7 protein-coding genes and 1 pseudogene are annotated in these 7,951 nt (G+C 76.0%); 4 read left to right on the top strand and 4 right to left on the bottom strand.

Annotated features, from left to right (window positions below; translation table 11 throughout):
- The 3 genes and pseudogenes from ACWEO5_RS37260 to ACWEO5_RS37250 form a co-directional block, all read right to left on the bottom strand.
- A pseudogene (locus tag ACWEO5_RS37260) lies at positions 1 to 648 on the bottom strand (hypothetical protein); the annotation flags it as partial.
- A gap of 11 nt (positions 649 to 659) precedes the next feature.
- On the bottom strand, positions 660 to 2,225 hold the full coding sequence (locus tag ACWEO5_RS37255) for a DUF3492 domain-containing protein (protein ID WP_452166523.1): 1,566 nt from the start codon (positions 2,223 to 2,225) through the stop codon (positions 660 to 662).
- A gap of 279 nt (positions 2,226 to 2,504) precedes the next feature.
- Complete coding sequence (locus ACWEO5_RS37250) at positions 2,505 to 3,422, bottom strand: alpha/beta fold hydrolase (protein WP_344552522.1); 918 nt, start codon at positions 3,420 to 3,422, stop codon at positions 2,505 to 2,507.
- Between the two features lie 232 nt (positions 3,423 to 3,654).
- On the opposite strand from ACWEO5_RS37250, the gene ACWEO5_RS37245 reads away from it, so the two are divergent.
- From ACWEO5_RS37245 to ACWEO5_RS37235, 3 genes are all read left to right on the top strand, one after another.
- A complete protein-coding gene (locus ACWEO5_RS37245; RefSeq protein WP_452166522.1) occupies positions 3,655 to 4,311 on the top strand; it encodes a TetR/AcrR family transcriptional regulator in 657 nt (218 codons plus the stop codon).
- A 141-nt stretch (positions 4,312 to 4,452) separates the two neighbouring features.
- Complete coding sequence (locus tag ACWEO5_RS37240; protein WP_030459953.1) at positions 4,453 to 4,680, top strand: DUF3107 domain-containing protein; 228 nt, start codon at positions 4,453 to 4,455, stop codon at positions 4,678 to 4,680.
- 126 nt (positions 4,681 to 4,806) lie between these two features.
- Complete coding sequence (locus ACWEO5_RS37235) at positions 4,807 to 5,082, top strand: hypothetical protein (RefSeq protein WP_344552520.1); 276 nt, start codon at positions 4,807 to 4,809, stop codon at positions 5,080 to 5,082.
- A gap of 3 nt (positions 5,083 to 5,085) precedes the next feature.
- Here ACWEO5_RS37235 and ACWEO5_RS37230 read toward each other — a convergent pair whose 3' ends face one another.
- Entirely contained in the window at positions 5,086 to 5,811 is a 726-nt protein-coding gene (locus ACWEO5_RS37230; protein WP_344552519.1) for a ferritin-like fold-containing protein, read from the bottom strand.
- 574 nt (positions 5,812 to 6,385) lie between these two features.
- On the opposite strand from ACWEO5_RS37230, the gene ACWEO5_RS37225 reads away from it, so the two are divergent.
- Positions 6,386 to 7,951: DEAD/DEAH box helicase (locus ACWEO5_RS37225; protein WP_452166521.1), on the top strand; the 1,566-nt coding region annotated here is incomplete at its 3' end.

Raw genomic sequence — 7,951 nt, 5'->3', positions numbered from 1 at the left:
CGCGGCGGCCAGCGCCGCGCTCGGGGCGCTGGCCGCGAGCAGCGCCAGCAGCAGGCCGGTGCCGGCCCCCTGGGCGGGCGCGGCCCAGGGGAACGGGCCCCGCCCGGACGCCCGGCCGTCCGCCGTCCGCTCCCCGCGCTCCGTCCCCGGGGCGTCCGGATCACGCCCGCCCGGGTCACGACCGTCCGGATCCCAGCCGCCCGGGTCCCAGCCGCCCGGATCCCGGTCCTCCTTGCCCCGGTCCTCCCGGTCCCGGTCCCGCCGGGCCGTCAGCAGGCCCGCGCCCGCGCCGAGCAGCAGGGCGAGCGCGCCGCCGGGCAGGCCGCCGGGTGTCGTGGCGGGGAGCAGGGGCAGCAGGTGGGTGGCGGCGCCGCGCAGGGCGGCGAGCGGGAGGGTGCGCCGGGGTTCGGCGGGTGGCAGCGGCTCGCGGGTGGGCGGACGGCGCGGGACGCGGGCGTACAGCTCCTCGGCGAGGCCGAACACGTCGGCGTGCCGGTAGCGGGCGGCGCCGTCGGCGGCCAGGCCGGAGTCCTCCAGGGCGGCGGCGATCTCCAGCGGGTCGACCGCCTGTTCGCACAGGTCCCGGTTGGCGTCGAGGAGTTCGCGGACGGGGTCGGCCGGAGCGCCGGTCGCGGGGGTGCCGGTCATGGGAGCGCCGGTCACAGCGCCTCCGCGAGGGCGGGCCCGGCGGCCCTGGGGGCCTTCTCGGTCGGCGCCGGGGTCGTGCCGCCGGCCACCCAGTACTCGGCGGGGCGGGCGAACGGCCGGGCCTGGGTGCCGGGGCGGGCCGGGAAGGCCGGGTAGCGGGAGACCAGGTCGAGGTAGATCTCGCGGAACGCGCCGACCACGGGTTCCACGGCGAAGCGTTCCTGCGCCCGCAGCCGGCCGGCCAGGCCGAGCCGGGAGCGGCGCTCGTGGTCGGTGAGCAGGGCGAGGCAGGCGGTGGCGAGGGCGCGCGGGCTGCGCGGGGGCACCAGCAGGCCGGTGGGGCCGAGCACCTCGCGGGTGACGCCGACCTCGGTGGCGACCACGGCCCGGCCGCTGAGCATGGCGTCGGCGAGCAGTCGGGGGCTGCGCTGGGCGAGCGCGCTGAACACCACGACGCTGCCGGACTCCCAGGCCGCGGCCGAGCCGTCGGGCCGGCCGGCGAACTCGACGGCGTCCGCGACGCCGAGCCGTCCGGCGATCGCCCGGCAGTGCGCGAGGTAGCCGGGGGCGCCCTCCTCGCCGTACACCCGCAGTCTGGCGGCGGGCAGTTCGGCGCGGACCCGGGCGAAGGCGTGCAGCGCCAGTTCGGGGTCGCGGCCGGGTTCCAGCGCGCCGGCCCAGACCAGGGTGGGCGCCTCGGGTTCCTTCCCGGCGGCGGGCCGTCCGGTGGCGGTGGTGCCCTCGTGGACGATCCGGGTGCGGGCGAGGTCGCCGCCGCAGCGCTGCTGCCACTGCCGGTCGTACTCGCTGCCGGGGGTGAGCACGGCGGCCCGCCGGTAGGTCTCCTCGGTGAGCTGCCGGAAGAAGGACAGCAGCAGGGCGCGCACCGGCCAGCGGTAGGGGGCGCTGCGGTAGCCGCGGTACTGCTCGCGCAGGTGCAGGCCGTGCTCGGTGACCACGAACGGGACGCCGTGCAGCTCGCGGGCGACCAGCGCGGGCAGCGCGGCCGGTCCGCCGCCGACCACGTGGCACAGGTCGGCGCCGCCGAGCCCGGCCGCCCCGGTGCCGTACCAGGGCGCGGACAGCGGCCGCAGGCACTGCTCCAGCAGGTCGGCGGCGACCAGCACGTCGCAGACCAGCGGCTGGCCGCCGGCGGTGTCGGCGCCGGGCGTCCGCCAGACCCGCTCCAGCACCCGGTGGGCGTGGCCGGAGGCGAGGAACGCGGGCAGCGCCTCGTCCTCCCGCCCGAGTTCGGCGAGCCGGTACAGCGCGGGCCCGAACCCGGCCCGCTCGCCGGGCATCACCAGGGCGCGGACCAGTTCCCCGTACGCCCTGGCGTACGCCCGGCGGCGCAGCGCGGTCGGCCCGCGCCCGCCGGGGCGGCGGCCCCACATGGGCAGTTCGTGGACGCCGTGCAGGCCGCGGACGCCGGTGGGCGGGGCGGGGCGGTCGGCGGGCAGCAGCCGGTAGAGCCGGAACTCGTGCTCGGGCAGGCCGTCGACCAGACGGCCGCACCAACCACCTTCGCCACGCTGCGCGTTGGTGAGGGTGCCCTCGGTGAGCAGAGCGATGCGCACGACGCCTCCAGAGCGTTCCACTGGGTTCACGGCCCTACGACACAGGGGAGTGCGTCCGTGCTCGACGGTCGCCCGGCCGGCGTCCGCTCCCCGCGGCCGCCGTCCTCGCCGTCTCGCCCCCCACACCTGTTCGGTCCGACAACACGACGGTAGAGCGCCGGGCCGAGCCCCCTAGGGGCCCGGCCCGGCTTGCCACACAATCGAGTGAACGCCCGTGACCTCGCGCGTCCCCGCTCCGTTTTCGGCCTTCGTCCCCCGTGCGCCCCGCGTGCGCCGGGCTCAGCCGAGCCGGTCGGCCTCGGCGAGCAGTTCCCGCACCGCGCGGGCGACCGGCTCGGGGTGCTCCAGCATCGCCACGTGCCCGGAGTCGGGCAGCACCAGCAGCCGGGCGTCCCGGAACGCGGCGCAGGCCCGCCGGGCGGAGCGGTAGGAGACCAGCTTGTCCTTGAGCCCGTAGACCAGCAGCACCGGCGCGGCAACCTGCTCGGCCTGCCGCCACAACGACTGCTCGCCGCGCTCGGTGTAGGCGGTGACGATCCCGCGCGCGGACCCGGCCAGCACGCCCAGGGCGTACGGGAGCGCGGCCCGGCGGCGGTACTCGGCGACCGCGCGGGCCCGGCGGTGGGCGGGGATGCCGGCGGGGTCGGCGTAGACCAGGCCGAGCAGGTCGGCGGTGGCGGTCTCCGGGTCGGCGGCCGGGCCGCGGCGGCGGATCAGCTCGGCGACGCCGGGCACGGCCAGCAGCCCGGTGGACCAGGCGGTGCGCTGCGGGGGCAGCTCGGGCAGCGCCGGGGAGATCAGGGTGAGGCTGCGCACCAGGTCGGGGCGGAGCGCGGCGAGCCGGACGGCGACCGCGCCGCCGAGCGAGTTGCCGAACAGGTGGACCGGCCCGCGGCCGCTCTCCTCCAGGTACCCGATGACCGCGCGGACGTGCCCGGAGACGGACAGGTTGCCGTCCAGCGGCGGGGCGGAGTGGCCGAAGCCGGGCAGGTCGACGGCCTCGCCGTCGACGTCGTCGGCGAGCAGGTCGAGCAGTTCGAGCCAGTTGTCGGCGGACCCGCCGAGACCGTGCACGAACAGGGCCGGCGGCAGGCCGTCGCGGGGTTCGGAGTGTCGGCTGACGGCCAGGGCCGCGCCGGGCACCTCGACGGTGCGGTGCGGCTCCAGGGCGGCGAGGGGGTGCTGGGAGGCGCTCATGGAGCACGATGGTAGTGAGCGGGCGGCGGACCGCCATGGCCGGTCACGGGGCCGCACTTCCCCGTCACGAGCCCGTCTCGACCCGTGGACAGCGGGGGTCCGGGTCGTATTGTGGGGTCCCGACAAGGGCGGTTGTGCGCTTTACTCGGCTTCACCCGCGCACGAGCGGGTTACCGAAAAGTAGAATCAATCACCCCGCCAGTCCACCGCAGACCGTGAAGTGAGGAGCGCCGTGACGGCCATCCAGGAGGCGCAGGAGCGTCCGCGCGGTGCCCGCCTGCCGCGAAGCGCCCGCCGTGAACAACTGCTCGGAGCCGCCCAGGAGGTGTTCGTCGCCCAGGGCTACCACGCCGCCGCCATGGACGACATCGCCGAGCGGGCCGGCGTCAGCAAGCCGGTGCTGTACCAGCACTTCCCGGGCAAGCTGGAGCTCTACCTCGCGCTGCTCGACAAGCACTGCGACGCCCTGGTCGACGGCACCCGGGCCGCGCTGGAGGCGACCACCGACAACAAGCAGCGCGTCGCCGCCACCATGGAGGCGTACTTCCACTACGTCTCCGGCGAGTCGGGCGCGTTCCGGCTGGTCTTCGAGTCGGACCTGACCAACGACCCGGCGGTGCGCGAGCGGGTCGACCGGGCCACCGACCTGAGCGCCACCCTGGTCTCCAAGGTGATCGCCGAGGACACCGACCTGCCCGAGGCCGAGGCCAAGCTGCTCGCGGTCGGCGTCTGCGGCCTGGCCCAGATCACCGCCCGGTACTGGCTCACCCAGGACGGCGACATCCCGCGCGACGAGGCCGTCCGGCTGGTCGCCAGCCTGGCCTGGCGCGGTCTGAAGGGCTTCCCGATGCACCCCGCGCAGGAGGGTTCGGCCGACCCGGCGGACTGAACCGGGATTCGGCCCTGAGCGGACCGGCCCCCGACCTTCGCCTACCGGCCGGGTCACTGCCTTAAGGTGATGCCCGTACGGCGCGCCCACCGCGATCCGCGGTCGGGGCGCGCGCGGCCAGCTACCGGAGGGACGGAAGCCGTGGAGGTCAAGATCGGCGTGCAGAACGCGAACCGGGAGATCGTCCTGGAGAGCGCGCAATCTGCCGAAGAGGTCGCGGACGCGGTCGCCAAGGCCCTGGACGGCACCTCGAAGCTGTTCACCCTGGTCGACGAGCACGGTCGCCGGGTGCTGGTTCCGGCCGAGCGCCTCGCGTACGTCGAGATCGGCGAGCCGTCCGTCCGCAAGGTCGGTTTCGGCACGCTCTGAGCGCAGCACGCGTCGCGGCGCCCCGTTCCCCCGCCCGGGGGGACGGGGCGCCGTGCTGTGCGTACCGGCGGCCCCGGGCGGGTAGGCGGACTGCTGCCGCAGCGTCGCAGGTCCCGGGAGGCAGCCGTGTGGGAGACGATCACGTCCGTCCTGATCGGACTCGCCGTCGGGATCGGCGCCCTGCTGGTCCGACCGGACCTGTACCCGGGGCCGCGCGCGCTGCCGATCGGCACGGCGCTGGTCGCCGCGGTGGGCGCCGGCCGGATCAGCCACTACGTGATGGACGGGCACGCGCCGCTGGTCCAGCTGGCGATCTCCGCCGCGGCGTCGGTCCTGATGGTGTCGGTGCCGGCCCGCCCGGACCTGAAGCCCGGGCGCGGCGGCCGGCACCGCCAGGTCTGAGCCTCAGGAGGCCAGGCCCAGCGCGGCCATCCGCTTGGTGTGGGTCTCGGTGATCCGGTTGAACATCTTGCCGACCTCGACCAGGTCGAAGCCGCGCACCTCGGCCCCGCCGACCAGCAGGTTGGACAGCGCGTCGCGCTCGGCGACCACCCGCTGCGCCTGGCTGAGCGCCTCGCCCATCAGCCGCCGCCCCCACAGCGCGAGCCGCCCGCCGACCCGCGGGTCCTCGGCGATCGCCTGCCGCACCCGCTCGACCGCGAACCCGGCGTGCCCCGTGTCCGACATCACCCGCAGCACCAGGTCCCGGGTGTCGTCGTCGAGCCGGACGGCCACCTCGCGGTAGAAGTCGGTGGCGATCGCGTCGCCGACGTACGCCTTGACCAGGCCCTCCAGCCAGTCGGACGGGGCGGTCATCCGGTGGAAGTTCTCCAGCGGCTCGACGAACGGCTCCATCACCGCGACCGGGTCGGCGCCGACCTCGGCCAGCCGGTCGTGCAGCAGCTGGAAGTGCTGGTACTCGGCGGAGGCCATCCGGGCCAGCGCGGCCTTCTCCGCGATGCCGGGCGCGAACTTGGCGTCCTCGGCCAGCCGCTCGAAGGCGCTCAGCTCGCCGTACGCGAGGGCGCCGAGCAGGTCCAGCACGGCCGCCCGGTACTGCGGGTCGGCGGCCCGGGCCGCCCAGGGGCCGATCGAGTCGGTGGGCTCGTCAGCGGGTTCCGGAGTCTCCATGGCACCGACTCTAGTGCGCGCCGCGGGGCCCGCGGGGCGCTCCCGGAGCCCCCGCAACCCGGGCGGGGCCGACCGGAGTAGCGACCGTCACGTGTTCGAGTCGTCGCTTGACTGTATGGTAGGTGGTGAGGCCAGGTGTAGACCGGCGCGGCTCGTCCTTCCAACGGCAGGCCGCGCAGTCGTGCCCGGTGGCGTTTCAGCCGCCCGGTGCAGCACCCGGCGCTCACGTACGCGGATGCCCGGTCGGAGACCCGATCGGCTCCGACCTGGCCCGAGCCTCGGGCCCAGGCACCGCATCAGGCCGAGCGAGGGCCGCCGCGGACCGCGCCGACAGCGCGCCGCACGACCCCGTCAACGGGACGCCCTCCCCCGCGCCGCCCGCCCGACGCGCCCCGCACGGGGCTGCCCGGGCAGGCAGGACGCGTTCGGGCTCGGCCCTCCACACGGAAGAGGCAGCACCCTGTCCACCACCGCCGAACCCACCAAGTCGACCTTCCGCGATCTCGGGATCCTCGCGGAGACCGCCGAGGCCCTGGAGGCCGTCGGCATCGTCCACCCCTTCCCGATCCAGGAGATGACCCTGCCGGTCGCGATGACCGGCCACGACGTCATCGGCCAGGCCAAGACCGGCACCGGCAAGACCCTCGGCTTCGGTCTCCCGCTGATCGAGCGGGTCGTGGTCAAGGCCGACGTCGCCGCCGGCCGGGCCACCGCCGAGCAGCTCTCCGAGGGCCCGCAGGCGCTCATCGTCGTCCCCACCCGCGAGCTCTGCACCCAGGTCACCAACGACCTGCAGACCGCCGGCAAGGTCCGCGACGTGCGCGTGCTGGCCGTCTACGGCGGCCGCGCGTACGAACCGCAGGTCGAGGCCCTGAAGAAGGGCGTGGACATCGTGGTCGGCACCCCCGGCCGCCTGCTCGACCTGGCCGGGCAGCGCAAGCTCGACCTGTCCAAGGTCCGCGCGCTGGTCCTGGACGAGGCCGACGAGATGCTCGACCTCGGCTTCCTGCCGGACGTCGAGAAGATCATCACCATGCTGCCCGCCAAGCGGCAGACCCTGCTCTTCTCGGCCACCATGCCCGGCCAGGTCATCTCGCTGGCCCGCCGGTACATGAGCCAGCCCACCCACATCCGCGCCGCCGCCCCGGACGACACCGGCACCACCGTCGCCAACATCGAGCAGCACATCTTCCGTGCGCACTCGCTCGACAAGGTCGAGATGGTCTCCCGGATCCTGCAGGCCGACGGCCGCGGCCTGGCGATGATCTTCTGCCGGACCAAGCGCACCACCGCCGACGTCGCCGAGCAGCTCACCAAGCGCGGTTTCGCGGCCGGCGCGGTGCACGGCGACCTCGGCCAGGGCGCCCGCGAGCAGGCGCTGCGCGCCTTCCGCAACGGCAAGGTCGACGTCCTGGTCTGCACCGACGTCGCCGCCCGCGGCATCGACGTCGAGGGCGTCACGCACGTCATCAACTACCAGTGCACCGACGACGAGAAGACCTACCTGCACCGGATCGGCCGCACCGGCCGGGCCGGCGCCTCGGGCACCGCCGTCACCCTGGTCGACTGGGACGACATCCCGCGCTGGCAGCTGATCAACAAGGCGCTGGACCTCCCGTTCAACGACCCGGAGGAGACCTACTCCAGCTCGCCGCACCTCTACGAGCTGCTGCGCATCGCCCCCGGCACCAAGGGCGTCCTGCCCCGCTCCGAGCGCACCCGGGCCGGCCTGGCCGCCGAAGAGGTCGAGGACCTCGGCGAGACCGGCGGCCGCGGTGCCCGCGGTCGCGGCGGCCGGGACGCCCGCGACTCCCGCGAGGGGCGCGACTCCCGTGACGCCCGCGGCGGACGGGGCGCCGCCCCCGAGACCCCGGCGCCCGCCGAGCGCCCGGCCCGCCGCTCCCGCGAGCGCCGCCGCACCCGCGGCGGCAGCACCGCCGCCGCGGTGGCGCCCGAGACCCAGACGGTCGAGCAGCCGCAGACCGCCCCGGGCAACGGCCCCGCCGCCGCCCCGGTGGAGGGCCGCAGCCCGCGCCGCCGCAACCGCAACCGCCGGGGCGGCTCGGCCGCGACGGTCGAGAACGCCGCCGTCCCGACCCCGGTCGAGGCGGCCCCGGCCGCCGCCGCGCCCGCGCCCGTC

It is taken from the genome of Kitasatospora sp. NPDC004272 (genome assembly GCF_053603035.1).
This window is presented reverse-complemented; position numbering and strand designations above follow the sequence as displayed.

Excerpts from the sequence above, each read along its gene's own strand:
- ACWEO5_RS37230 (WP_344552519.1), bottom strand. The coding sequence starts at position 5,811 with ATGGAGACTCCGGAACCCGCTGACGAGCCCACCGACTCGATCGGCCCC.
- ACWEO5_RS37250 (WP_344552522.1), bottom strand. The coding sequence starts at position 3,422 with ATGAGCGCCTCCCAGCACCCCCTCGCCGCCCTGGAGCCGCACCGCACC.